19 protein-coding genes are annotated in these 26854 nt (G+C 38.0%); 15 read left to right on the forward strand and 4 right to left on the reverse strand.

Annotated features, from left to right (window positions below; genetic code table 11):
• Positions 1 to 300: 300 nt before the first annotated feature.
• From I5435_RS01755 to I5435_RS01770, 4 genes are all read left to right on the forward strand, one after another.
• Entirely contained in the window at positions 301 to 1263 is a 963-nt protein-coding gene (locus tag I5435_RS01755) for a 2-hydroxyacid dehydrogenase (RefSeq protein WP_024362751.1), read from the forward strand.
• A 224-nt stretch (positions 1264 to 1487) separates the two neighbouring features.
• A complete protein-coding gene (locus I5435_RS01760) occupies positions 1488 to 2042 on the forward strand; it encodes a helix-turn-helix domain-containing protein (RefSeq protein WP_025218509.1) in 555 nt (184 codons plus the stop codon).
• A 58-nt stretch (positions 2043 to 2100) separates the two neighbouring features.
• Positions 2101 to 3213 carry an ethanolamine utilization protein EutH gene (gene eutH, locus I5435_RS01765; protein WP_337983131.1) on the forward strand — a complete coding sequence of 371 codons (1113 nt, stop codon included), beginning with the start codon at positions 2101 to 2103 and terminating at the stop codon, positions 3211 to 3213.
• Complete coding sequence (locus tag I5435_RS01770; RefSeq protein ID WP_337983132.1) at positions 3206 to 4981, forward strand: aminopeptidase P family protein; 1776 nt, start codon at positions 3206 to 3208, stop codon at positions 4979 to 4981. The genes eutH and I5435_RS01770 overlap by 8 nt, the downstream gene beginning before the upstream one ends.
• Before the next feature lie 288 nt (positions 4982 to 5269).
• On the opposite strand, the gene I5435_RS01775 is transcribed toward I5435_RS01770, so the two are convergent.
• Positions 5270 to 6070: a TIGR00266 family protein gene (locus I5435_RS01775; protein ID WP_024362755.1), complete on the reverse strand. Its 801-nt coding sequence runs from the start codon at positions 6068 to 6070 to the stop codon at positions 5270 to 5272.
• Between the two features lie 433 nt (positions 6071 to 6503).
• Between I5435_RS01775 and I5435_RS01780 the strand changes: the two genes are divergently transcribed.
• From I5435_RS01780 to I5435_RS01795, 4 genes are all read left to right on the forward strand, one after another.
• Positions 6504 to 7982, forward strand: coding sequence for an aldehyde dehydrogenase family protein (locus I5435_RS01780; RefSeq protein WP_337983133.1), 1479 nt, complete (start codon positions 6504 to 6506; stop codon positions 7980 to 7982).
• Positions 7983 to 8008: 26 nt separating this feature from the next.
• Entirely contained in the window at positions 8009 to 9181 is a 1173-nt protein-coding gene (locus I5435_RS01785; RefSeq protein ID WP_337983134.1) for a saccharopine dehydrogenase family protein, read from the forward strand.
• A 9-nt stretch (positions 9182 to 9190) separates the two neighbouring features.
• Positions 9191 to 10384, forward strand: coding sequence for an acyl-CoA dehydrogenase family protein (locus I5435_RS01790; protein ID WP_337983135.1), 1194 nt, complete (start codon positions 9191 to 9193; stop codon positions 10382 to 10384).
• A 202-nt stretch (positions 10385 to 10586) separates the two neighbouring features.
• Complete coding sequence (locus tag I5435_RS01795; RefSeq protein ID WP_024362759.1) at positions 10587 to 12680, forward strand: beta-propeller domain-containing protein; 2094 nt, start codon at positions 10587 to 10589, stop codon at positions 12678 to 12680.
• A gap of 143 nt (positions 12681 to 12823) precedes the next feature.
• Here I5435_RS01795 and I5435_RS01800 read toward each other — a convergent pair whose 3' ends face one another.
• On the reverse strand, positions 12824 to 14233 hold the full coding sequence (locus I5435_RS01800; RefSeq protein WP_337983136.1) for a polysaccharide deacetylase family protein: 1410 nt from the start codon (positions 14231 to 14233) through the stop codon (positions 12824 to 12826).
• Between the two features lie 372 nt (positions 14234 to 14605).
• Between I5435_RS01800 and I5435_RS01805 the strand changes: the two genes are divergently transcribed.
• Positions 14606 to 15358, forward strand: coding sequence for a threonine/serine exporter family protein (locus I5435_RS01805; protein WP_024362761.1), 753 nt, complete (start codon positions 14606 to 14608; stop codon positions 15356 to 15358).
• A 12-nt stretch (positions 15359 to 15370) separates the two neighbouring features.
• On the forward strand, positions 15371 to 15838 hold the full coding sequence (locus I5435_RS01810) for a threonine/serine exporter family protein (protein ID WP_024362762.1): 468 nt from the start codon (positions 15371 to 15373) through the stop codon (positions 15836 to 15838).
• A gap of 90 nt (positions 15839 to 15928) precedes the next feature.
• Here the strand turns inward: I5435_RS01810 and I5435_RS01815 are convergent, their stop codons facing one another.
• Positions 15929 to 17950 carry a bifunctional diguanylate cyclase/phosphodiesterase gene (locus I5435_RS01815; RefSeq protein WP_024362763.1) on the reverse strand — a complete coding sequence of 674 codons (2022 nt, stop codon included), beginning with the start codon at positions 17948 to 17950 and terminating at the stop codon, positions 15929 to 15931.
• A 186-nt stretch (positions 17951 to 18136) separates the two neighbouring features.
• Here I5435_RS01815 and I5435_RS01820 point away from each other — a divergent pair, with 186 nt between their 5' ends.
• The 5 genes from I5435_RS01820 (at position 18137) to I5435_RS01840 (ending at position 24519) form a co-directional block, all read left to right on the forward strand.
• Positions 18137 to 19030 carry a DMT family transporter gene (locus tag I5435_RS01820; RefSeq protein ID WP_024362764.1) on the forward strand — a complete coding sequence of 298 codons (894 nt, stop codon included), beginning with the start codon at positions 18137 to 18139 and terminating at the stop codon, positions 19028 to 19030.
• Between the two features lie 73 nt (positions 19031 to 19103).
• A complete protein-coding gene (locus I5435_RS01825) occupies positions 19104 to 20825 on the forward strand; it encodes an ABC transporter ATP-binding protein (protein WP_024362765.1) in 1722 nt (573 codons plus the stop codon).
• Positions 20825 to 22657, forward strand: coding sequence for an ABC transporter ATP-binding protein (locus I5435_RS01830; RefSeq protein WP_337983137.1), 1833 nt, complete (start codon positions 20825 to 20827; stop codon positions 22655 to 22657). The genes I5435_RS01825 and I5435_RS01830 overlap by 1 nt, the downstream gene beginning before the upstream one ends.
• A 441-nt stretch (positions 22658 to 23098) precedes the next feature.
• The gene (locus I5435_RS01835; RefSeq protein ID WP_337983138.1) at positions 23099 to 23965 is read left to right on the forward strand and encodes a GNAT family N-acetyltransferase; all 867 of its coding nucleotides are present in this window, start codon (positions 23099 to 23101) and stop codon (positions 23963 to 23965) included.
• 428 nt (positions 23966 to 24393) lie between these two features.
• Positions 24394 to 24519: a hypothetical protein gene (locus tag I5435_RS01840; protein ID WP_255313807.1), complete on the forward strand. Its 126-nt coding sequence runs from the start codon at positions 24394 to 24396 to the stop codon at positions 24517 to 24519.
• 104 nt (positions 24520 to 24623) lie between these two features.
• Here I5435_RS01840 and helD read toward each other — a convergent pair whose 3' ends face one another.
• Complete coding sequence (helD, locus tag I5435_RS01845) at positions 24624 to 26852, reverse strand: RNA polymerase recycling motor HelD (protein ID WP_337983139.1); 2229 nt, start codon at positions 26850 to 26852, stop codon at positions 24624 to 24626.
• Positions 26853 to 26854 lie beyond the last annotated feature (2 nt).

A 26854-nucleotide genomic window follows, 5' to 3' on the forward strand; every position in this document is an offset into this window, starting at 1 on the left:
CTAAAGGTATTAAGTTCAACTACTTGATGCCTTTTAATATTATTTTGAGCTAGGTACAACAAAAGGGATTTTTTTGCCTAGAACTGTCGGAATTTAGATGGAATATTTTTGAAGCAAACGGATAGAATACCTGAACAGAAGGATAGATTTACTAAAAAGAAGGATGGAATGAAAAAGTAATAAAACGCTTTTTAAAAAGGGATTTAGTGGGGAAAATCAATGTAAAAGCTTGCTTGTGACCTTCCCATATTAGTGTTACGCTATAGGCAAAATGGGGAAACGAATAAGGGGTGTTGGATGATGAAAAAGAAATTGTTTATTACACGTAAATTCCCGGCTCAGTTTGTCGAGCCTTTAGAGGAGCATTATGATATTGAACAATGGGAGGAAGAGGAGACCGTTATACCTCGCGCAAAACTTTTAGCAGCCGTTGCAAACTGTGAAGTTTTGTGGGTAACGATAGCGGATCAAGTCGATGAGGAATTGCTTTCACACGCCCCCAATTTAAAACTTGTGACAAATTTAGCAGTGGGCTTTAATAATATTGATGTGCCAGCATTACGTAAAAGAGGCATTATGGCAACAAACACTCCTGGTGTGTTAACTAATACGACGGCTGATTTAGTATTCGGTTTATTGCTAGCTACAGCACGTAGAATACCAGAAAGCGAGCGTTATTTACGTGAAGGTAAATGGCAAAGCTGGTACCCTATGCAATTAGTTGGAAAAGATGTATCAGGCGCAACAATTGGAATAATCGGCATGGGGCGGATTGGGCAGGCTGTTGCAAGACGAGCAAAAGGTTTTGATATGAAAGTTTTATATCATAACCGTAGACGTCGCCATGAAGCAGAAGAAATGTATGGGTTTTGCTATGCATCACTTGAAGAGCTTTTAACAAAATCTGATTTTGTTGTGATTATGACACCCTATAATAAAGATACGGTCGGTTTAATTGGTGCAAAGGAGCTTGCCTTAATGCAGGAAGATGCGGTATTAATTAACGCGTCTCGTGGTGGTATTATTGACGAGAATGCCCTTTATAACACCTTGAAAAATGGCAAGCTATGGGCTGCTGGTCTAGATGTTTTTGAACAGGAACCAGTTGCATTGGATCATCCACTATTAACCCTACCAAATGTTGTTGTATTACCGCATATTGGTAGTGCATCTTTAAAGACAAGAACAGCTATGCTAATGCTTAATGTCAATGCACTAATGGCATATGGGCAGGGTAAGCCACTTTCAAATAGAATCGATTAACGAATGGAGCTTGGCTCATAGAAAGTAAATAAATCTAGGCGCAGATCTAAATGGATCAAGCGCCTTTTTTTGTGCCTATAGATTGATAGTGCAGACACTATATGGGATATTTAGTGAAATGCCAAAAGATGAATTTCATTATTATGAATTTATTTCACAATTTATTGCGAATAAGATTGATATATATTATATTATTCACAAATATGAAAAATAGGGGTGAGATGATGAATATAGGGATGGAAATAAAAAAATTGAGGACGGACAAAGGTATTACTTTGAAAGAGTTAAGTGAAAGAAGCGAACTATCTGTTGGGTTTTTGTCTCAATTAGAGAGGGGACTTACGACGATAGCAGTCGATTCACTTGAAAAGCTAGCTACAATATTGGGAGTCCATTTAACATATTTTTTTGATTATCCACATAAGCGGAAAGATATCGTTTTAAGGAGTTATGAGCAAGAAATAATGGAAGCCGTAGAAGGTGGATTTATTAAGTATAGTTTAAGCACCAACTTGGAAAATAAACAACTTGTTCCAAGGCTTATCGAAATTCTACCGCAAAAGCAAGATGAAGAAATTTTATCTTATACGCATGAGGGCGAAGAGTTTATTTACGTTTTAGAAGGTATATTAACCGTTTACATAAATGGTAATCGACATGAAGTGTATCCTGGTGATTGTGTTCATATGGACTCAACTATCTCTCACAATTGGGCGAATTACACTAATAAAAAGGTTAAGCTTATCGCTGTTAACACACCTAATTATCTTTTCAAATAGTAGGATGTACACTACAGCTAGCGAGCAGTAATAAAGCTTATAGAAAGTGATAATGGGAATGGATAAATTTGTATTATACCTAATTGGTTCTTTTTTTGTAATCGGTGGGATTGATTATATTACTGGTAATCATTTGAAATTGGGCAAAAAATTTGAGGAAGGCATAAAAACGATGGGGGCATTGGGGCTTGGTATGATAGGAATACTGTCTTTAGCACCTGTATTAACAAATTTTTTATCCGCTCAAATTAGTCCAATAAGTAAAGTATTTCATCTGGACCCTTCCATTATTCCAGCAGCATTTCTAGCTGTCGATATGGGAGGCTTTCAAATGGCTGAAAAGCTTGCTTTGTCAAATGAGATGGGAGCATTTTCAGGAATTATTATTGCATCTACTTTAGGAGCTACCGTTAGTTTTTCAATACCTGTTGCGTTAGGGATGCTTGCTAAAGAGGATGAAAAATATTTTGCTAAAGGTGTGCTAATTGGCATTATTACTATACCAATTGGATGTCTTGTAGCAGGCTTATGGCAAAAAATAAATATCATTCTACTTGTATGGAATCTGGTTCCTATATTTGTTTTTACTATTATGTTAGGGGTCGGATTACTCAAGGCTCCACATGTTTTTATAAAAGCTTTTAATCTATTTGGAAAGTTTATAGTGACGTTAAGTACTGTTGGATTACTATTCCAAGGCATTGACGTGATATTTGGTGTAAAGCTTGTTTCAGGATTAGCACCGCTATCTGAATCGATTATTATAGTAGGAAAAATTGCATTTATTTTAGCGGGAGCATATCCGATGCTAGCCATGCTAAGTGCAATTTTCAAAAAAAGTTTTAAAGCATTAGGAGAGAAAGTTGGCATAAATGCTGTGTCAGTAGCGGGCCTTCTCGGAAATTTAGCTAGTAATCTATTAATATTTGGAACATATAAGGATATGAACCCTAAAGGAAAAGTGGTATGTACGGCTTTTGGCGTAAGTGGAGCATTTGTATTTGGGGGTCAATTTGGTTTTGTATCAGAAGTAGCTCCGGAAATGCTAGGTGCGTTTATAGTAGCAAAACTGACTGCAGGGTCTATTAGTATAGCATTGGTCTTATGGCTGTATGATCGTGAAAATAAAAAAATGCATGTAAAAGAAAATGGAGGTATTCGTAATGAATAGTAAAGATAGAGTCGAAAAGTTAAGAGAGCTCATGGTAAAACATCAACTGGATGCTTATATCATTCCAAGTTTTGATGCACATCAAGGAGAATATGTAGCAGAACATTGGAAAGGTAGAGAATGGCTATCAGGTTTTACAGGGTCGGCAGGGACGGTAGTCATTACTTTAAATGATGCTGGTTTATGGACAGATGGCAGATATTATATTCAAGCTGACAAGCAACTTGAAAACTCAGGTATTAGATTATTTAGAATGATGGATCCAGGGGTGCCTTCTTATACAGAATGGCTAGCAGAGGTTCTTGAAGAAGGCAGCAATGTTGGCTTTGATGGAAATGTTTTTTCAATTGATATGGTTAGAAGTATGGAAAAAGATTTAAAAGCGAAGGCAATCTTATTCAAAATGAATCAAGATTTAATTGGTGAGTTATGGGAAGATAGACCAGAAATTCCTAAAGGAACGATTTTTAGTCATGACGTCAACTATGCTGGAAAATCACGTGCGGAGAAATTAGATGAAGTAAGGGCAGAAATGAAAAATCAAGGAGCGAATTATTATATTTTAACTTCTCTTGATGATATTGCATGGCTATTGAATATTAGAGGAGCAGATGTACCGAACAATCCAGTGGCTATAGCAAATGTCATCGTAGCAGAACATACATGTTATTTATTTATTGATTCTTGCAAGGTCCCTACTGCGCTGAAATCAGAACTGGAGGGGGAAGGTATTGCGTTAAGGGAGTATCATGAAATTGAAACTTTTTTAGCAAACCTTTCGGGCGGAGATACTGTTAGTCTAGATACAAATAAAACCAATATTAGATTGTATAATGCCATTAACAGTCATGTAACGAAAATTGAAAGTCCTAACATGACGACTAACTTAAAAGCGATTAAGAATGAGGTGGAAATAAAAAATCTAAAATGGTGTGAAATAAAAGATGGTTTAGCTATGGTGAAATTTATAAAATGGTTAAAACACGTTGTAGATAAAGAAGAAGTTACAGAGATTGCTGCAGAAGAAAGATTAGAAAATTTCAGAAGAGAGCAAGAAGGATTTGTAGGGCCTAGCTTCGATACGATTGCAGGTTATCAAGACCATGCTGCGATGATGCATTATAAAGCTAATAAAGAAACACAATATACGCTGAAAAATGAAGGTCTATTTTTAATTGATTCAGGCGGACAGTATTATGATGGAACAACAGATATTACACGGACAATTGTTTTAGGAAGTCTTACGGATGAACAAAAAAGAGATTTTACTTTAGTGTTAAAAGGGTTTATTGCATTAAGCTCAGTGAAATTTTTGTACGGTGCAACAGGAGCTAATTTAGATGTTTTAGCAAGACAACCAATTTGGCAGTATGGCTTGGATTATAAATGTGGCACAGGCCATGGTGTAGGTTTTTTCTTGAATGTTCATGAAGGGCCACAAAGCATCCGCAATACCAATCATGTGCCATTAGAAAAAGGCATGATCATTACGAATGAACCGGGAATTTACCTTGAAGGTAAGTATGGCATTCGAATTGAAAATATGATGTCAGTAGTAGAAGATGAGAAAACAGAATTTGGTCAATTTATGAAGTTTGAAGCAGTAACGTATTGTCCTATTGATTTAGCAGGTATCAATCAAGACATGTTAACAGAAAGTGAAAAGCAATGGCTAAATCATTACCATCAAGAGGTATACACTACGTTAGCTCCTTATTTAAACGAAGAAGAACAAGTATGGCTAAGGGAAGAAACAAAAGCGATATAAAAAAGTTTAGCGGATAAAACGCTATCCAATCACCATGCAATGATAAAACATAGTGAAAACTAGTTGATGGTAGCGAGGTGGTGACTCCTGCAAGAACGCACAAAACATAAGAAGCGGGCATTCCGCGCGAAAGCAAGGATTGCAGCTTACTGTGCTGAGCGGAAAGCGACCGCCGTAGCGGACATCAACGCCATAGCAAAACAGTGTTAGATTGATTGGGGTCAATCTAACACTGTTTCTCTTTTGTTCCAGCCTTTTTAAAGAAAAGCCTAAGACCTATTTGGCTAGTTACTTATTGAACATATCAAATAGACCACCGATACCACCTTCACCTGATGAATGTCCGCCACCGCCTTGTGAAATCGGTGCTGCAGCGAAGACGCGGCTTGCTAATCGGCTAAATGGTAATGATTGAACCCATACAGTACCAGGGCCACGTAAAGTTGCAAAGAAGATACCTTCTCCACCGAATAGTGCCGTTTTTACGCCGCCAACCATTTCGATATTATAATCAACGTCAGAAGTCATCGCCACTAAACAGCCTGTATCCACACGTAATACTTCACCTGGTTGTAGCGTTTTTCGATGAATTGCCCCACCAGCGTGTACAAAAGCCATACCATCGCCTTCAAGCTTTTGCATAATAAAGCCTTCACCACCGAAGAAGCCTACGCCAATTTTTTTCTGGAATTCGATACCAACAGAAACGCCTTTAGCAGCTGCTAAAAAAGCATCCTTTTGACAAATAATTTTCCCTTTATGTTGACTTAAATCCATCGGAATAATCTTACCTGGGTACGGAGACGCAAAATAGACATGACGTTTCCCTGTACCGTTATTTGTAAATGTTGTCATGAATAAGCTTTCACCAGTTACTAGACGTTTCCCTGCGCCGAGTAATTTCCCCATAAGACCGCTTTGGCCATTGCCTTTCGAACCATCTCCGAAAATTGTCTCCATTTGAATCGCATCATCCATCATCATTAAGGCGCCAGCTTCTGCTACCACCGTTTCTTGCGGATCAAGTTCAACTTGCACATATTGCATGTCATCCCCAAATACTTTGTAGTCGATCTCATGGTTATTCATCGTGTAATTCCTCCAATATCATTTGTTGTTATTGTATACGATTATTATGCAGGATAGTTTCATTACATAATTAATAATTTTAGAAAAAAAGGGATTAAGATAGAAAATGTCGAATATAAAAAACTAGAATGTGTATTATTTATCTTTTGTCAGTTGTTTTACTACTAGTGGTGAAAGTATCATCATCTAGTTAAAATTACTGGAAATGAAGATAAAGCCTTTGGCAAGTGCCACCGATATTTTAACCTAACATTGCTTCGAAATTATTATTCGAGTCATATCTTTGTTATGAAAATTCGGAATTTTGGCATTTTGTATCTGCATATATATAATGCAGTACACATAGAGGGCGAGAGCGACGGATATTTTCTGTAGCATTAGCGACATGTTCAAAGAAGCCAAGGCATCATAGATATATCAGGGGGTGTGTGTAATGGAGATTAAAAACTATATCGGTGGTAAATGGGTTACACATTCGCATTTACAAAGTATAGCAGTGACGAGTCCTGCAAACGGAGAGCACTTAGCAACAATACCACTTTCAACTGCAAATGAAGTGACGGAAGCGGTAGCTGTAGCGAAGGCAGCACAAAAAAGTTGGGCACTTGTGCCAGCACCAAAGCGTGCAGATTATTTATATGCCATCGGTCAAAAGATGAAAGACAAGAAAGAATATTTGGCGACCGTTTTAACAAAAGAAATGGGTAAGGTGATTGAAGAAGCTAGAGGTGAGGTACAGGAAGGAATTGATATGGCTTATTATATGGCGGGTGAAGGTCGACGGTTATTTGGAGAGACGACACCGTCAGAGCTTGCCAATAAATTTGCTATGAGTGTACGCGCACCAATAGGCGTAGTAGGGTTAATAACTCCTTGGAATTTCCCAGTGGCAATTGCTACGTGGAAATCCTTCCCTGCAATTGTCGCTGGCAATACATTTATTTGGAAACCATCAAATGAAACACCGATGATGGCTTATGAAATGGGGAAAATTTTTGAAGAGGTTGGCTTACCGAAAGGAGTAGCAAATATTGTTTTTGGTACAGGGCCAACTGTCGGAACGGCGCTAATAGAGCATCCCGATGTAAAAGTCATATCGTTTACCGGCTCTACCTCAACAGGAAGTAAGGTGGCGGAACTTGGCGGCAAACATTTAAAGAAAATTTCGCTAGAGATGGGCGGCAAAAATGCTGTCATTGTAATGGAGGATGCAGACTTGCAGCTCGCTACAGAAGCGATACTATGGAGTGCATTTGGCACCGCTGGTCAACGATGTACAGCATGTAGTCGTGTGATTGTGCATAAAGATGTAAAAGAAGAATTAGAAAATCGTCTATTAGAAGCAATGCAGTTTTTAACAATTGGAGACGGTCTGGATGAAACTGTGAAAATCGGTCCAGTCATTAATAGAGCGGCATTAGAAAAAATTAATCATTATGTACAGATTGGTAAACAAGAAGGTGCATCCTTATTAACAGGTGGCAAAATTTTAAATGAAGCACCTTATGATAAAGGGTTTTACTATGAGCCCACATTGTTTACAAATGTAAAGCCTCATATGATTATTGCACAGGAAGAAATTTTTGGTCCGGTCGTCTCTCTTATTGAAGTTGCAAATTTAGATGAAGCAATCGAAGTCAATAATGGTGTGAAATTTGGCTTATCAAGCTCTATTTTCTCACAAAATGTGAACACGATTTTCCGCGCTCAACGCGACTTAGATACAGGTATTGTTTATATCAATGCAGGTACGACAGGTGCAGAAATCCATTTGCCATTCGGCGGAACGAAAGGAACAGGGAATGGACATCGAGATTCCGGTGTGGCAGCATTGGACGTTTACACAGAATGGAAGAGCATCTACGTTGACTACAGCGGTAAATTACAAAGAGCACAAATCGATACAAAGTAACAGATCAATGAAAGGGGATGTTCTTGATGAAAGTTGTTGTATTAGGTGCAGGATTGATGGGGAAAGAGGTTGCTCGTGATTTAATAAAAAATAGTAAAGTGGAACAGGTCATTTTAGGGGATATTGATGTAAAGACAGCCCAACAATTTGTTGAGACGTTAAAGACAGATAAAGTTGAAGTCGTAGAGCTTCATGCGGAAAATGATGACTCTTTAACATCGGTTATTGCGAAAGGTGATGTTGTGGTCAATGCACTGTTCTATTCGTTCAATGAACGTGTAGCACGAGCTGCGATAGAAGCCGGTGTCCATTCTGTCGATTTAGGTGGGCATATTGGCGGTGTAACGGATAAGATTTTATCTTTACATGAAGAAGCAAAGGCAAAAGGTGTGACACTTATTCCTGACTTAGGTGTAGCTCCAGGTATGGTCAATATATTAGCGGGCTATGGCGCAACAAAACTAGATGAAGTGGAATCTATTAAACTCTATGTAGGAGGTATTCCAACAGAGCCGAAGCCACCGTTGCACTATACACGTGTCTTTTCATTGGATGGTGTATTTGACCACTATACAGAGCCTTCTAAAATGATTCAAAAGGGGAAACTTGAAGAAGTCCCATCATTATCAGGGATTGAGCCTATCTATTTCGATGATTTTGGTGTGCTTGAGGCATTTTATACATCGGGTGGTATATCCACTCTTTATAAGACATTCCCAAATGTCCACACATTAGAATATAAGACAATTCGATATAAAGGGCATGCAGAAAAGTTTAAATTGCTAGCTGATTTAGGCTTTTTAGATGCAAGTAATAATGTAGAAGTCGATAACCTAGAAGTGCCTGTTAGAGCTGTTGTCAGGGAGGCGCTTAAGAAGAAGCTTGAACTTGGAACAAAGCCTGATGCGGTGTTATTACGAGTAATTGTTTCAGGAGAAAAGGCGCAACAGCAGGTCACATATGAATACGAAATGGTCGTACGTAAAGATATGACGAATAATGAAACAGCGATGGCTCGTGCAACAGCGAATACAATTTCTGTCGTTGCCCAAATGATTGGTGATGGCGCGATTACAGAACGTGGCGTGTTTGCTCCAGAAACGATCGTTCCAGGGGAGACGTATATTAAAGAAATGGCGAAGCGCGGTGTTGTCATTAAAGAAACATCACATAAGTCTGCAATGATTGTGAAATGGTAGGTGAAGTCCTTGAATTTCGATTTTACAACGGAGCAGGAAATCTTACGAAAAACCGTACGCCAGTTTGTGGATGATGAAATAATGCCACATATTGCAAAATGGGACGCCGCAGGAAGTTTTGATACAAGCATTTGGTCAAGACTAGCCGAGCTCGGACTAATGGGTGTTTGCGTGCCAGAAAAGTACGGTGGTAGCGGCATGGATTATAACGCACTAGCCATTGTATGTGAGGAACTTGAACGGGGGGATACGGCCTTTCGAACAGCTGTATCCGTCCATATAGGTTTAAATAGTATGACGTTAATGCAATGGGGCAGCGAGGCGCAGAAACAGCAATACCTTGTACCACAGGCGAAGGGGGTACGGATTGGGGCTTTTGGGCTGACTGAACCTGGTGCGGGTTCGGATGTAGCAGCCATGACGACAACAGCCATACGAGATGGTGATTGTTATGTGTTAAATGGGCAAAAAACATGGATTTCCTTATGTGATATAGCAGATCATTTTATTGTCTTTGCTTACACAGATAAAGCAAAAAAGCACCACGGTATCAGTTCTTTTATTGTAGAACGCTCCATGGTTGGCTTTACTTCTAAGGCGATTAAGGGCAAGTACGGTATTCGTGCTGGCAATACAGGTGAGCTCTTTTTCGAAGACTTACGCATTCCAGTTGAAAATCGTTTAGGAGAAGAGGGAGAGGGTTTTAAAATTGCGATGTCCGCACTGGATAATGGTCGCTTTACAGTGGCTGCAGGCGCAGTTGGGCTTATTCAAGCGTGTCTTGAGGCAAGTGTGAAATATTGCCATGAACGAGAGACATTTGGGAAGCCTATTGGCGAGCATCAACTTGTCGGACAGATGATTGCCAAAATGGAAGCGGGCTATCAAATGAGCCGACTGCTCGTTTATCGGGTTGGCGAGTTGAAAAATAAAGGTATTCGTAATACAAGAGAAACGTCCTTGGCGAAGTGGCAGGCATGTGATTTTGCCAATAAGGCGGCTGATGACGCGCTGCAAATTCATGGTGCGTACGGCTATTCGGATGATTATCCTGTAGCGCGTTATTTACGTAACTCGAAAGCGCCCGTTATTTATGAAGGTACACGAGAAATCCATACAATTATGCAAGCAGATTATGTACTTGGTCGAAGAAACGATAAGCCATTAGCCAAAATGTTACCGAAATGGCCATTTGATGAGTAAACGACAGCTATTTTAAATTTATTGTACAAAAGGCATCCGGATGACCTATTCCAGATGTCTTTTGTTATGGTGCCAGGCACCGAAACAATTCTGAATTTGGTGGTAGTCACTTTTATTTTTATGAAAATTTTTCATGTAATGTAACTTTATAACCTTTTAGTAGTCTAATTATAAAACAAGTAATATGAAGGAGTGGAAAATAATGAGAAGTAAATGGCTAGCTATATTCATGATTATCGTTTTAGCTGCTTTACCAGGGATTTTTACATTGATGATTTCCCCAGAGGCACAAGCTAAAGCAGCAAGTACAATAATGACAACGCAAAGTTGGCGAGCATCCTTTTCACAAACATTAAAAAATGTAACAGATGAATATGTCTATGTTACGGATGAGTCGGGCAAAAAGGTGACGGCAACGATTACATTAGGAGAAGATAAAAAATCTCTTTTTGTCAGTAACCTTCCTGCTGGGAGTTACCGCTTACATGTGCAAAAGGAAGCTTTTGCTTATAGTACATTGAAAGCAACATCGCATGATATTGCCTTTACTGTTATTGACAAAATAGAGGCTGTTAAATCTGAAAAAGAGTTACAACAATATTTTGAAGCCGTTGTGGCAAATGGAAATAGAGGACCAGAAATAAACGTCCTTGAAGATAGTGCTTCTAGTAGTAAAGATAGTGCCCCAGTTGCAGATAATTCTTCTACAACAAACAACCAAGTAGAAGGTGTCGAGGAGGGGGATATCGTCGTTGTTAAAGATGGCTTTATTTACGCTATAAAAGATCAAAGTATAACGGTTGTTGACGCTAATAATCCCCAAGATTTGAAACTTGCAACGACAATTAAACAAAAGGAATCTCAATATATTACGAAACTAGCATTATACGATCAGCTATTAATTGCTATCGGAGAAGAATATATTGAACAAGCAGGCACAAGTATGTCAACGGCAACTTTTTATGATATTTCAAATCCGAAAAATCCCAAAGTGATACGGGAAGTTGCACAGGAGGGCTCTTTACAGGATATACGTATTACGAATGATACGTTGTATTTAATTGGTAACATGCATCCGAATTATTGGATACTTCAAGAGGGAAGTAAACCAGATTTAAAACCTAAAACGTATGATAGTGTAGTAAGTAAGGAATACAAAAGCTTAGCTATCGAGAAAATTTCTATTTTACCAAACACGATGGATGGCTCATATAGTTTAATTACAGCAATTGATTTAAAAAATGGTGCCAAAACATCAGCGAGTACGAAAGGTTATTTAGGTGGTAGTAGTGGACTTTATATGTCAGAAGATGCCCTCTACTTAACTACACCAAAATATGACGATAAACAAATAACGCCAATGGGAGGTATAAAGGATAGAATCTGGATGCCTCAATCAAATGATACACAAGTGTTTAAGTGGGACTTAGATGGAACGGTCTTGAAGTTTGTAGGTACGAGTGAAGTGAAAGGATCCGTGTTAAACCAATATTCAATGGATGAGTATGACGGGAAATTCCGCATTGTGACGACTGAAGGAAATACGTGGGATGAAAAAAATATTTCTCGTAACCATCTGTTCATATTAGATGAGAACTTAAAAGAAATTGGTGCAGTAAAGGATATGGCACCAGGGGAAAAGGTGTATTCTGCCCGCTTTATGGGGGAGAAAGCTTATGTCGTAACGTTTAAGCAAGTGGATCCGCTATTTGTTATTGATGTAGCTAATCCACGAAAACCAAAAATACTAGGAGAATTGAAAATTCCAGGGTATAGCAATTATTTACATCCGCTTGATGATACACACTTAATAGGCATTGGTTATGATACGGAAGAACGTTATGATGCTTATACGAAACGCAATTTCACAGTGTCAACGAATATGAAAATGTCCTTGTTTGATGTGACAGATTTTAAAAATCCTAAAGAGCAATCTACCGTTAAAATAGGCGGTAAAGGCTCTTATTCAGATGTACAATACAATCCAAAAGCTTTATTCCGCAATAAAGACTATCATTACTTCGGCTTCCCAGTCGTGCTTTATGAAGAAGGGAAAGGCGATGAGATAGTCTACCAAGGTCAGGGTGCACAAATTTACGAAATTACAGCAGAGAAGGGCATTGTGCTAAAAGGAAATATTATAAATGGAAAGACAAATGAGCAATATGAGAATTGGGAGCAAGTTGTACAACGTGTTGTCTATGTTGGCGATACTTTATACACCGTTGCTCGCAATGAAGTAAAGAGCTACCAATTAAAAGATTTCAAAGCGCTAGATACACTGGTTATTAAATAATAGATTAAATCGAGTGGTGACTTCTGCTTAGAACGCACACAACGTAAGAGGCAACTAGCGTGTGCGTGGTGAGGCGGATAACACCGACATAGCAAAAAAGTGTTAGATTGATTGCGGTCAATCTAACACTTTTTCTATTCGTGCTATTCACGATAAGGGAGAATTTCAGAGACAGTCACAAATTCATAGCCCTCACTCTGTAAGTAGGCTAATACAGCGTCAAGTCCATCTGCTGTTGATTGGTGAATATCATGCATTAACACGATGGCATTGTTGTGCATATTTTTTTTAATATATGTCAGTAATAATTGTGAATTACGATGTTTCCAGTCCAAAGTGTCAATGCTCCACAGTACTACAGGAACAGGTATTTTTGCATTGATGTCGTCATTAGTAGCGCCGTATGGAGGTCTAAAAACAGTTGCGCCTTGATTAATCGCTAATTCAATTTCATTTGCAGTAGACGTATATTCTTTTAAAACTTGCTCCATTGGCATTTTAGTCAATACTGGATGATTCCAAGAATGGTTGCCGATTTCATGACCACGTGCGAGAACATCTCTCGCGATATTAGGATAGTGTTTCACACGGCTTCCGAGCATAAAGAACGTCGCTTTTGCATTGTATTTATCGAGCGTATTTAAAATTTGTTCGGTTACTTTCGGGTGTGGACCGTCGTCAAACGTTAATGCAATACGTTTGGCGTTTGGATCCCCTGGAGAAACAGGTTTTGTAGGTTCCATTGTTTCCATAGCAATTTGAAAATCGGATGCTAATAATGGATTAATAAGTGAAAGTGCAAGCTTCACTATAGGTGCACCTGCTGCGCCACTGGCAATTTCGTACTCATCAAAGTAAAAATGGATTGAATCATCGATAATAGCAAATCGATTAAAGTTTTCCCACTTCGGCTCAGTTACTTTCAGTAGCTCATCATTATTGAGTTGATTTTTTAGCTCAAGATTTTGCTGTAAGTCTTTGCGAACATAGGCTGCTAAAGTTGTCAGGTTATTGTTGTCGTTCTGTAATAATGTTTGGATATTGATTGCTTCACCTGTTTCATTATTAAAGAAAAATGTTTTAGTGGAGACGACATGATTTGCTCCGCCTAAATACAGCATTTTCGTCAAGACAAATGAATAGTAGTGATCCTGATATGGGAAAGTCTCTAAATTTATAGTAAGCTCACCTGTTGCCTTTTTATCTTTATTTTTTTTCATAGATAACAGATAGTCTTCTTTTGCCTCTGTTATATACTGCAGTACGACATCGTTAAAAACTTCACTTTCTGTTTGTGGATAGTGAACGGCAAAAGGTGTGCGTTTATCTTTAGAAACGTCAGATGTAATACGTATACCTGGAAACGCAGAGTTTTCAGTGGATAGATTACTAGTTGCTTCACTATTTGTGTCTTTGGAAGCACTGATTTTTTGGAATTTAAAATGGTCCTTAGACAATACAATGACAAGGATGATGGATATTAATGTAACAATAAGCCCAATTAACAGAAAGTCAATCATAGGGCCGCGTTTTTTTCTGCGTTCCTGAATCAATGTTGGTACGCTCCTCTCTATAATTATTCTTCTATAAAATCAGACGTGCGAGTCAACGGAAAAGTTGTAGAAATCTACAAAGTTTTTGTTGAATTTAATAGAAATACAATAAAAAATAGTATGTAACAGTGTTTTAAAACTATCACGACAAGAACTTATAAAAGACTCGTTCAAAGCAAACTGTATTTTGCACATTTTAGCTCAATGAAATTCGACGGATAAATGGATTTTGTACTGAAGGCATTGTATCATTTAGCGACAGATACAATTATGACAAAATATAATTGATAATATCGAAGATTTTTTGTTGAGTTTTTATTTACAGTTCGTTACTATATGCAAGGAACCTTTTGAAGGAGGTAGATAACTGGAATGCTATCACGTGAAGTGGATAATGAACTTACTATTGACTGCTTGCTTCTTGCAGGGCGAATTATGATTGAAAGTGGTGCAGAAACATATCGTGTTGAAGATACGATGCTGCGTATGGCACAATCTCAAAATATGCTAGATGCGCAATGTTATGCTACACCTACAGGTATTATTTTTTCGTTAGGCAAGACACAGCCGACGAGAATCACTTCTATTTCCAGTAGGGTTACAGATTTGCAAAAAATATCCTTGGTAAATTCAGTATCTCGTAGACTCACATCTCACATAATATCATTAGAAGACGCTTATGACGAGCTAAAGTCGATACAAAAAACAAATTATTTTTTACCAATTTATATACAAATATTTGCAGCAGCACTTGCTAGTGGCTGTTTTCTGATTATGTTTAAGGGTGGATGGTCTGATTTCCCTACAGCATTTATTGCAGGTGGGCTAGGATTTCTTACTCTTATTCTAATGAATCATTTAACAAAAGTGAAATTTTTCTCGGAGTTTACGGCTTCGTTAATTATTGGCGTTATTGCTTTTTTAGCAGTGAAGTTTAACTATGGTACAGAAATCGATAAAATTATTATTAGCTCTGTTATGCCACTAGTGCCAGGTATTTTAATCACCAATGCGGTAAGGGATTTAATGGCAGGTCATTTTATGTCAGGGATGGCAAAGGGAGCGGAGGCTTTTTTAACAGCCTTTGCTATTGGTTCAGCGATTGCCGTCATCCTATCGTTTTAGGAGGCGGAAGAGATGGATATAATTACACAATTAATTGTGAGCTTTTTTTCAACAGCAGGTATTGCGATTATTTTTAATGTACCAAGAAAAACCTTGTTTCATTGTGGTTTTGTTGGTGTGATTGGCTGGATGATTTATTATCTTTTGACTGAGCAGGGATTGGACGTTGTAGACGCTTCGTTTTTCAGCTCATTTATCATTGCAATTGTTGCACATTTATATGCACGCCGCTTTAAAATGCCGATGATTATCTTTATTGTGGCGGGAATCATTCCGCTTGTGCCAGGGGGGATGGCCTACAATGCAATGCGTAATGTTGTGGAAGATGATTATTTACAGGGCTTACAATATGGGCTGAAGGCGTTTTTAATTACAGGTGCAATCGTGATGGGCTTAGTGTTTGCAGAGGTCCTAATGCAATTTGTATTTCGTGCTATCCGCTCAAGCAAGTCGAAGTTGCAAAGAACTTATCGAAAATAAAGTATCACTTTACATTATACAAAATATGGTGAATAAAAAGAGCTGCTCCGAAAGTGTTGGATACTTCGGAACAGCTTTTTATCACATTATTTATTTTATAAGTAATGCTTCGATTTCGTCTGGTGTAACAGGTTTGCTAATATAAAAACCTTGAATAGCATCACAGCCGTAAGTGATTAATAGATCAGCTTGCTCGGCTGTTTCAACGCCTTCAGCTACCACTTTTAACTCCATAGATTTTCCTAACTGTACCATGCCATGCATAAGCTTTTGTGTTTTTTCGGACTTTAATAACGAACTAGTAAATGTTTTATCAATCTTTAATGTTTCGATTGGTAAAATTTGCATGTATCGGAATGAACCATAACCAGTACCGAAATCATCTAAAACAAAAGCAATCCCTTCGTTTTCAAGTTTTCGCATTTGCTGTGTAATAAAGGTAGCAGCTTCTGCTTCTAATGCGAATTTTTCAGTAATTTCAATTTGAATGAGATTGGCAGGGCAATTTGTTTTGGCTAACATATCAAGAATGGATTTGGCCATGTTTTTATCGCGGAATTCACGCACAGATGAGTTAATAGCCACTTTTAAATTATGACCAGCCTTCTTCCAAATAAGTGCTTGCTCGCAAGCTTTTTCTATCATAAACGATCCAATATTGTTTATAAGACCCGTTTCCTCAGCGATTGGAATTAGTTCATCTGGTGAAACGACACCAATCACTTCATCTTCCCAACGAACTAGCGCTTCTACCGCTGTAATTTTACCCGAATAGATGTCAACTTGTGGTTGATAAAGTACTTTTAGGTTTTTCTGGTCTAGTGCTTGTAGCAGACGTTTTTCAATTAAAGCTTTTCGATTTAATGCTTTATGTGTTGCTTTTGAAAGGGAGACAATTTTGTCACCACCTGCTTCACGCACATTCGTAATCGTTGCGATTGAGGCCTTCATTAGTTGAGAGAAGGTTGTTTGATCCTCAGGGTAGCGTGTAATACCACCACTAATTGAAATAGGTACTGCGATATTGCTGCTATAGATTGGATGCTGTTGTAAATAGGACAAGAAGCCTTGTATAAACCATTCACTTAATGGCGTAATGACAACAAAATCATTTTCGTTAATACGAGCCATCGTACTGTCTTGGAAGTACATTTTGATGCGGTTTGTAAATTCGATAATTAGGCTTTGATTGATTTGTTGATCGTGTAATTCCTTTAATGTATAAAATTTATCGATACTTAAATAGACGAAGGAGAAGTGTTTTTCTTCCTCAATCATTTTTGTAATCACTTTTTCTAAACGGTGGGCATTCATTAAGCCTGTTTCTGTATCGATATAAGCAATTTTTTCAAGTTGGTGTTGAATGGTCTTAGATTTTGTAATATCCTTCTCAATTAAAATAAACTGTTGTTCATTTGCCTCTAAATTAAAAGTTGGGATAGCTGTGAGAAGTACCCAATAGGACTGCCCTGTTTTCGTAACCTTCTCGATTTCCCCTTGCCACGTATGGCCATTATTCAAATTGCGCCATATCGTATTTGTAATTTTTTCACTCGCTTCGTTTTCAGGGAATAGTTGCCAGAAAGTTTTGCCGATTACTCGCTTTGGTGTCCATTGGCTAATTTTTAAAAATTCTGCATTACACTCTAATATAAAGCCATCACGGTCCAAAGTCACTGTCATAAATGTAGAGTCTAAACCTTGCTTTAAGTCTACATATGTACTGCTGTTTGAAACAGAATTAATCATTAACTCTGGTAACATAAACATAATTAAAATAAGGTGTTCACCTTGTTCAATAAATGGTTTTGCCAGCAATGCTGAAGAAATTTCTTCTTCAGAATGTGTGTACACTTGAACTTTATCTATATATGTACTTTCTGTATTGTGTAAAATCGCTTGAAACGTCTCAGATGAAAGATTTCTTAGTAGATTTTCATGTATGGATGGAGTAGTATGTCCTGTAATGTCAGTAACTGAGAAACCAAATAGTTCTTCAGCGTGTTTTCCCGAAATTGTTGCTTGTCCATTTTGCTTTATGACAATTGCAGGAAAAGGAAGTGAATTTATATAATGTTCATCTATCGTAAATGATTTATGCATAAGACTCATGAGTATTCGATCTCCTTGGGTAATCAATATATACTAATATTATAGATAATTATCGGGAATTAGTCATTATGAATATAATTGTAAATATTTGATAATGAGAAAAAATAGGACTTTTCTAACGAAATTAAAGAAAAGTTTTGAAGAAAAATAACAGTTTTTAGTACGTATATAGGAAGCGGGAATTGAATGGAACGATTAAAAGGTATACTTTTTATTATCACTGGAGCGATGTTGTGGGGAGCAACAGGACCTTTAATGGAATGGTTACTCAATCATACAGCATTGACAGTTTCTTTTATGTTGACAATTCGTCTATCGGTTGCAGGTATTTTTCTACTTACATACTTATTGTTAACAGGTAAAGATATTTTTAGCATATGGCAACAAAAATTTTGGAGTAGACAGCTTATAACCTTTGGTATTGTAGGAATGCTCGGTGTGCAATATGCTTTCGTTGGAGCGATAAATGAAAGTAATGCTGTATTAGCCACGTTACTACAATTTTTAGCGCCAATATTTGTTGTTGCTTATGTATCTCTTAGTTTAAAGAAATGGCCACCTAAATATCAAGTATTAGGTATTATAGGCACATTACTCGGTTTATTTCTACTACTAACGAACGCTTCTTTTGAATCTTTATTAGTTAGTAATAAAGCCTTATTGTGGGGAGTAGCAGTTGGATTAACGTTTGCTTTTTACACATTGTATCCCGCACGTCTGATGAAAGAGTGGAATGTGCTCCTTGTCGTAGGCTGGGGGATGCTAATCGGTGGTGTGACGTTAGGTATAGTAAGTCGTGTATGGCAATCCAATCAGTGGACGGTTTTTACAGATTTCAAAATTACAGGTTTAATGCTGGCGCTAATCGTTACGGGCACAGTTGCCTTCATTCTATTTTTAAGTAGCATGAAGTATATTACTGCTGTAGAGACAAGTATCTTATCAAGTATCGAACCGTTAACGGCGATGGTGATCTCAGTTATTGTATTTGGTACATCACTTGGATTGTGGCAATTAGTGGGAGTTTTCGTTATGCTTGTTTGTGTAACATGGCTATCAATCGCAGGAGAAAAGGCATAAAAATATTATTTGTATAGGTGTTTTTGACTAGGTTTATAGAATACTAGTTCTTCTCAAACAAGGGGGAGAGAATGTGAAAGTAATTTTTTCGTATGTAAAACCTTATAAGTGGACAGCCGTTATTGCATTATGTTTGATGCTTATGGAATTATTCGTAGAGCTGATTCAACCGCTTATTATGGCCAAAATTATTGATGATGGTGTACGTGCTCAAAATCAACAGATGATTATACAATGGGGAGCCGTATTACTTATTTTATCTTTTATCGCCTTTTTAGCCGGTGTCATTAATTCATATTTTTCATCACATACTGCGCAAAGCTTTGCTTTTGATTTGCGTAACGCTTTGTTTGAAAAAATACAATCTTTTACATTGGCTACGTATCAAAAATTTTCTACAGCTTCGCTCATTACTCGGCTAACAAATGATGTCACACAAGTTCAAACAGTGTTGTTTATGAGCCTTCGTATTATGCTCCGAGCACCACTTGCTGTTGTGGGGAGCATTGTTATGGCATTTGTTGTCAATGCAAAACTAGCGTTGTTTTTAGTTATTGGGGCACCAATCATTTTTCTTTTCCTGATTTTTATGGTTGCAAAAGGTGTGTCTTATTTTGGGAAAGTGCAAAAGCGTGTAGACCGATTAAATCGAGTGCTTCAAGAAAATTTACAAGCAATGCGCCTCGTGAAAGCTTATTTACGTGGAAAATATGAGGCTTCACGTTTTGAGCAGGTGGCATCACATTTGAAGGTGGATACTGTTAAAGCACTGCGCACGATGGAATATATTATGCCGGTCTTATTGTTCGTAATGAACATGAGTTTATTGGCAGTTCTTTGGTTTGGTACAAAGCAAGTTGCTACAGGGACAGCACCGCTTGGAGATATTGTAGCGATTGTCAACTATGCAATGCGTATCACAGGTTCGTTTTCAATGTTTGCTTTTATTATTATTTTTTATGCCCGTGCGAAAGCTTCAGCAGAACGCATGACAGAGGTGTTGGCTGTTGACAATGAAGTAGAGAGTACTTCGTCATCGATAGTGGGGGCATCTAGTGACCTGAAATTAGGGGAGCTGGTATTTCATAATGTCAGCTTCCAATACCCAGGTACAGATGCGACCGTCTTGTCCAACGTAAGTTTTCAAGTGAAGTCAGGTGAAAAATTAGCCATTATGGGGGCTACTGGTGCTGGTAAATCGACATTACTACAGCTTATTCCTCGTTTTTATGATGTGACAGAAGGACAGATATATGTTGAAGGAAAAGATGTTCAACAATGGGACTTGCAAGAACTACGCGACATTATAGGCTATGTTCCGCAGCAATCTTTATTATTTACAGGTAGTATTGCTGATAATGTACGTTGGGGGGATACGAAAGCGGAAATGGACGAAGTGTTAAATGCAACGATGCAGGCACAAATCCATGCATCTGTGGAAGACTTCCCGAGTGGTTATGATACGCGCGTTGGGCAAAAGGGAGTTAATTTATCAGGTGGTCAAAAACAAAGATTATCGATTGCGAGGGCACTATTAAGAAAAGGGCATATATTAATGCTTGATGATAGTACAAGTGCACTTGATGTTAAAACAGAGCAGGCACTATGGGATGCGCTTAGTGAAGAAAGTGCAACGATGCTCGTTGTCACACAAAAAATTCGTACGGCTAAAGGTGCAGATCATATTTTGTTAATAGACGAGGGTAAAGTGGTTGCCTATGGTTCACACGAAGACCTTTTGCAAACTTCTGAGCTCTATCAAAAAATCGCTATCTCCCAGCAGGAGGTGAAATAATGGGATTTTTCCAAAAACCTTTTGGCTATGAGCCGATTTTATCGAAAGAGGATGTAAAACAGGTTGTAAAGAAAAAGAAAGGGCCACGAGCAGCAGATTGGAAAAGTACATTATGGCGTCTATGGAAAATTGTCGATGAACAACGGATGTTATTAGTTATCGTACTATTCCTTGTTATGGTCAGCTCACTTTTGGCGCTATTAGGACCGTATATAGTCGGCAAAATAATCGATCTATATGTGATGCAAGGCGAGCTCAATGGACTAGGCAGTAAAATTACGCTGTTAATCGGAATTTATGTGCTTTTAGCTATCTCGTTATTTTTACAAAATTATTGGATGATTGGGATTGCCCAACAGACGATATATAGGCTGCGAACAAGTGTCTTTACTCATTTTCAAAAGTTACCTATCTCGTTTTTTGATAGACGGCAACATGGCGAGTTAATGAGTCGCATGACAAATGATATTGAAGCGGTTAGCTCTACTTTGAATAGTTCTTTTATACAGGTGTTTTCCAGCGTTTTAACGCTTGGGGGCACGCTTATTATCATGCTAAGCTTGAGTCCATTGTTAACGATCTTAACAATGACAATTATTCCAATTATGTTTTGGGCAATGCGCTGGATTACACGTCGAACTGCTCCGTTATTTAAAGAGCAACAATCAGCAATGGGAGCGCTCAATGGCATGATTGAAGAAACTATTTCTGGACAGCGAATTGTAAAGGCCTTTTCACAGGAAGAGCGTGTAAAAGCAGAATTTCGCGACAAAAGTTTACGTTTGAAAAGAACAGGCTTTTGGGCACAGACGTACTCTGGATATATACCAAAAGTCATGAACTTTTTAAATAATATGAGCTTTACGATTGTTGCTGGTATTGGTGGGGTGCTTGCACTTTACGGTCATGTATCAATAGGTGTAATTGTTATTTTTACAGAATATGCTCGCCAATTTACACGACCATTGAATGATTTGGCGAATCAGTTTAATACAGTACTCTCAGCTATTGCAGGAGCTGAGCGTGTATTTTCATTACTCGATGAACAGTCTGAAATGGAAATGTCTACTGCAAAGAATCATCCATTAGTAGGACAGGTAACATTCAAACATGTGTTTTTTAAATATGATGTGGCACAGGAATCTTACACACTAAAAGATATTAACTTTACGGTTGAGCCAGGGCAGACGGTTGCTTTGGTAGGGGCAACTGGTGCAGGGAAAACAACGATTTTACAGTTAATTGCTAGATTTTATGAGGTGACGAAGGGCGAAGTGCTATTTGATGGTATAAATGTACAGCAAATTGAACGGCAAGCACTCCGTTCCCAAATGGCCTTTGTATTACAGGACCCTTTTTTGTTTGAAACTACAGTAAGGGAAAATATACGTTATGGCCGTTTAGATGCTAGTGATGAGGAAGTTATAGAAGCGGCGCAGCTCGCTAATGCGCATGAATTTATTAAGAAACTAAAGGATGGTTATGATACTGTTCTCAAAGCAGATGGTCGTGAAATTTCCCAAGGGCAAAAGCAATTATTATCCATTGCACGGGCACTAATTGCTAATCCGAAAATTTTATTGCTTGATGAGGCAACGAGTAGCATTGATACCGTAACAGAATTAGCAATCCAAGAGGCACTCGACCGACTGATGCAAGGACGCACAAGCTTTGTCATTGCACATCGATTAAATACTGTGCATAATGCAGATGTCATACTCGTTATGCAGAAGGGTGAGCTAGTTGAAGCAGGTTTACAGCAAGAATTAATTGAATCTGGGGGCATTTACGCCCAGATGCTAAGCGCCTCCACATATCATTTAGAAGAGTAATGTTTGGAAGAACTATGGCGGTGGAAAAGAACCGCAAATTACTGGTAAACGAAAGTAGGATAAGTTTGATTGTAGAGCGATTTTTCTAGAAATCGCTCTTTTTTAATTGGAAGCACCTGCCAATAGTAATGGTTGTATAATAATTTATTGTAGAAATTTAGTACTTTTATTAATGTAATTTATTTGTATTAATGTTATAATAATTACAATAAATGTAATTATTCGATTTCTTAGGATGAGAAGCCATATAATGATTTATAACTAATAGCTTCTAGTAAATTTCATTTATTTTAAAGACCTATAGTAGTACAAATCTTTTTATTTATTCTGTATTGGAAGTAAAATTGCTGATTATTAGAAACGGGTATGATAATTTGTTGCCAGTTTATTTTCTTTCTTGCTACAATAGGGCAATAGTCTGATATAAGAACGGAGTAAACAATGAACATTTCAGTGATTACAGTGTCATTCCCTTTGGATGGGGAAACATTGAATGAATTAAAAATATTATGTGAAGAAGCAACTTTAAACGATTATCGTGTATATGAAACGATTATGAATATACCATCGGCAGGTTCTTTTGAATCGAAAGGTTTTATGGTGCTTGCTTATGAAGATGACAATGATGTATTAGTAGGTGCTGCAAGTGCCATTGATTTGATGGGGCTGCATACGTATGAATGGTCGTTAGTAGTGACACCAGCTTATCGCCAAAAAGGAATTGGAACAGCTTTAGTCAATGTGTTACAAGCTGGACTAGAAGAGCGAGGAGCAGAAGGTCAGTTAGCAGTTGTTATTGATGGCTCTCCTTACGGGCATACATTTATCGAAAAGTTTGGCTATTCATACAGTTTTTCAGAAGCAACATTGGAAACGAAAGCAGAGCCAGTTAAACTTCGAGATGATATTCAAATTGCCCCATACGCTGGGGAGCAGACTGAACTAATCGCTATATATAGTGATGCGTTTGGGGATTTGCCATCAGAATCGGAGGAGCTAATCGACTTTAATACGTCAACGCATGGCCGAAAACTATGGGTGGCACATAAAGATGGCCACGTTGTAGGTACGGTGACCACAGCAGAAGAAAATGAAATTCAATGGGTGACAGCACTTGCAGTTCATCCTCAGTATCAAGGGCAAGGAATCGGTACAGCTTTATTATCCTTTTCAAAAGACTATGCTAGTAAACAAAGCGCTAAATTTGTTATGCTTGATGTAGAAATCGAGAATAGAAAAGCTCTTTCTGTTTATGAGAAGGCAGGCTTTATGAAAGCACAGCAACTAGACTATTATGTGAAAAATTAATGTAAAGAGAGGCTAGGACAAAACTAAAAAAATTTAAGGAACAGACGAAAGCTGTTCATAAATTTTTGCTATATGGAGACCTAGCTATTCTTGCTTTTGCAATTAAAAAAATTAGAAGTGTTCACTAGTTGTTGGTAGCGAAGGCGGTGACTCCAGCTCAGAACAGCACATAATGTTAGACGCGGGCATTCCGCGCGCAAGCAGAGGGTTGCGGCTTACTGTACTGAGCGGAAAGCACCGTCGTAGCGGACAACAACTGCATAGCAAAAAAGTGTTAGATTGATTAGGTTCAATCTAACACTTTTTCTCTTATGTCCCAGCCTTTTTATTGCTAAGAAGTTTAAGTTTCTGTTATATTCCTCTTTTTTATCATAAATGTGTACTATGCCCATATAGTATTAATAAGGATGAAGAAAGGGGGCGTTGTCATGCGTATGCCAGCATTGCCGAAAAAAAAGTCTCCTCCGAGGGAAGCACCTCGCTCATGGTGGAAGGTTGTGAAAGCTTATTTATCGAAAGGAAAGTTTTACAGATTACCACCGCGCCATAAATAGTTTTTACAGTATTTATTTAATCGTTATGAATGAGCACGGCTATCCAACTGCTAAAATAGCATGTTAGGGACTGTATCCTACTGTGCTATTTTTTATTGTGTTATTTAATTTTCTAATAGAAATGCCTTTTTCGTAGGACCAATTAAATATAGCTCATGCATGGCACGAGTTAATGCCACATAAAGTAATTTTCTATCAATTTTCGAATCAAAGAAGGGCGTATCAAAGGCAGCAACAATGACAGCATCAAACTCAAGACCTTTTGCTAAATGGCTTGGTACAACAAGTAATACTTGCTGATTAATCGATTCATCTTCTGTGAGAAGTTGACAAGGAATCGCGTCATTCGTTAACGCCTGTTGCATTGATTTGGCTTCAGCCGTAGTTTTACAAATTAAGGCGATTGATTGGTGCCCATTTGCTCTAATGGAAGCGAAAATTTCTCTAATTTGCTGCGTATTAAAGGAAGCCGCCTGTACAAATGTTGGCGCATCTCCATGACGGACTACAGGCTCAACTAATGGCAGTTGCTCATCCATTTGCATTAAAATTTTGTTAGCGACCTCCATAATTTCAATGGTTGTTCGGTAACTTTTTTGAAGTGTTCTAAAGCTAGCGCGGGGAAATAAATTTTGCACAGGCTCCCAAGCGGTTAGGGAACGATAGCTATGAATTCCTTGTGCTAAATCACCTACCATTGTAAACATATCCGTTTCTAGCCCTGCTTTTAGAGCGGCTAGCTGGAATAGACTGTAGTCCTGTACTTCATCGATAAAGACAACGCGCATTTTCCATTCATCTGCAATCCCTTTTAGCTTTGCTTGTAAATAATAGAGGGCAGCTAAATCTTCTAACATCCATTGCTCTTTAGCGTGTGCTTGTAAAAATTGTTGTTGTTCCATATAATGCCATTCTGGTGCGATTTCTGCTAATAGCTCAGCATTCGTTAGCAGCGTACGATAGACTGTTTTTACATTATATTTTGTAAAGCGGCGCATATAGACAGCAACGGTAGATTTTGCTTCCTTTTCAATGGCGGGTAAACGTTCATCGCGTTCATCGATAAATTTTGTAACAATGTGTTTTCGTTTCTCAGCATCACGAATACCATTGAGCGCTTTTCCAAGGGCTTCATCGTATTTTGCATGCAACGTATTTAAGACGGCTTGTTTCTTTTGCCGAACATGACTTGCAAGTACCTTTTTAATATGGGCTAACCGTTTTTCAATCGGCATATAAGAAAATTCATATAAGAATAATTTTTTTAAATGTGAAGCCCGCATTATACGATATTTTTCAATATAGACATCCTCGAATTGTTCAGCTATTTGCAATTCAATTTTTTGTAAATATCGTTCAATCATATCGCGATAATAAAGGGAGCCCTTCACTTCAGAAATCCAAGCAGTTGGCTGGTCAGCACCGCCTATTACGAGTGATTCCAATTGTTCATTCGGATTGCGTAGCTTTAACTTTAGTTTTGTTGCGGCAAGGACATAGTCTGCAAATGTTGTTTGGCATATTTTATCAACACCAAGCTCTGGGAGGACATCTCCAATATAATCAATAAAAAGCTTATTCGGTGCTAAAATCATGAGCTGCTCAGGATTAAAATGGTCGCCCATCGTATAGAGGAAGTATGAGATACGGTGTAAAGCAATCGTTGTTTTCCCACTACCGGCAGCACCTTGGACAATAATTGGCTGACGCAGATGAGCGCGTATTATATCGTTTTGTTCTTTTTGAATAGTAGAGACGATTTCTGTTAAGCGTACATCTGCTTTTCCTGCCAATGCTTCTTGTAGTAATTCATCATTTGTTGTTAAGTCAATATCCCGAATATCGAGCAATACGCCATCTTCAATTTTATATTGTCGTTTGGCAAATAAATGTCCTTTATGAACTTCTCCGCGAACATCATATTCCATATCACCAAGACGGCCGTCGTAATAGACATTTGCTACAGGCGAACGCCAATCGACAATAATAGGTTCATGTGTTTCACGATGAAATAAGGATGTTTTTCCGATATACAAAAACTCTTCAGGATCGCCCGTTTTTTGAAAGTGAATTCGGGCGAAGTAAGGCTTTTTTTGTACAGCCTCTAAACCTTCTTTTTGATTGCGAGCCATTTCAAAAAAACGAGCATTTGTTAAAATGTTTAAATAACTTAAACTTGAATCTAGATAATCTAAATCCGCCATAGACTTTCGTATATTTTCTTGTGCAGATTGCAGGTCTCGTTGCGATTCATTTAAAATCTGTTGCATATAATTTTGCGTGTATGCAAGGCGCTCTAACTCAGCCTGAAAATCCGGGTGTTGTGCAGTCATTT

This window comes from Lysinibacillus sp. C5.1 (assembly GCF_016350185.1).
In the GTDB taxonomy this organism is placed as follows: Bacteria; Bacillota; Bacilli; order Bacillales_A; family Planococcaceae; genus Lysinibacillus; species Lysinibacillus sphaericus.